The organism is Nonomuraea sp. NPDC003707 (assembly GCF_053587055.1).
Genome location: NZ_JBSFNK010000139.1, coordinates 1 through 1,095, shown reverse-complemented (window position 1 = coordinate 1,095; position 1,095 = coordinate 1). Strand labels below are relative to the sequence as shown.

1 protein-coding gene is annotated in these 1,095 nt (G+C 63.8%); it reads left to right on the top strand.

The window, feature by feature from the left end:
* Positions 1-274 precede the first annotated feature (274 nt).
* Positions 275-1,072 (top strand): IS5 family transposase, encoded by a 798-nt coding sequence (locus ACWDRB_RS67890; protein ID WP_449912931.1) that lies wholly within the window; start codon positions 275-277, stop codon positions 1,070-1,072.
* The last annotated feature ends 23 nt before the right edge of the window (positions 1,073-1,095 follow it).

Genomic DNA, 1,095 nt, shown 5'->3' with positions numbered 1-1,095 from the left:
AGTGCCCGTGTACAAACTGATCCCTGCGCCTGCTGCATGGAGTCGATATCGGGCGAAATCGTGACGTAGGGCGAATCGTCTGCGACATAAAGTGACCTTCCGGTAGCAACGGTGGTTATCCAAGCCCCGCCACCAACCGGAAGGTCTGCCGCCGTTGTACGCCACCGCTCCCGTCGCTGTCTCCCATAACGAAGAAACTGCCTGCTCATGCGTGGCCTGCCGGTACGGCCGCGGAGCCGATCACCCGATCCGGGCGCCCCGCTACACCACCGACATGAGTGACAAAGAATGGCAGGTCATCAAGCCGTTGATGCCCTGGCCGGCCTGGTTGCAGGGCAACGGCGGACGACCCGAGAAGTACTGCCGCCGCATGATCATGGACGCCATCCGGTATGTGGCCGACAACGGGATCAAGTGGCGCAATCTGCCCGCCGACTTCCTGGTGCCCTGGCGCACCGTCCACGCCACCTTCACGCGCTGGTGGCAAGACGGTGATCTCTACGCTCTCCACAACGACCTGCGCGAACAGGTCCGCATAGCCGACGGGCGCGAGCCGGAACCCAGCGCGGGGATCATCGACTCGCAGTCGCTGCGGGCCGCCGAGACCGTCGCCGCCAGCTCGCGCGGATACGACGCAGCCAAGAAAGTACAGGGCACCAAACGGCACGTCATCGTGGACACCCTGGGGCTGCTGCTGGTCGTCATCGTCACCGCCGCCAGCGTCCAGGACCGCGACGGCGCCAAGCCCGCGCTGACGCGGCTGCGCGACTGGTATGAGCGAATCGTCCTGGTCTGGGCCGACAGCGCCTACGCCGGCAAGCTCGTGACCTGGACCAAAAGGCACGTCTGGCTCACGTTGGAGATCGTCAAGCGCAGCGACGACGTCAACGGCTTCGTGGTCCTTCCTCGCAGGTGGGTGGTGGAAAGGACGCTGTCGTGGATCTGTCAGCGCAGGAGGTGCGTGCGTGACTATGAGCGGTTATCCGAGCATCACGAGGCCATGGTCTTGTGGGCAATGGTCATCCTCATGGGACGACGACTCGCTCGATCCGCATCTCCCAAATCGACCTGACGATCAGTTTGTACACGGGCACT

Coding starts and splice junctions, on each gene's coding strand:
- ACWDRB_RS67890 (WP_449912931.1), top strand. CDS start 275: ATGAGTGACAAAGAATGGCAGGTCATCAAGCCGTTGATGCCCTGGCCG.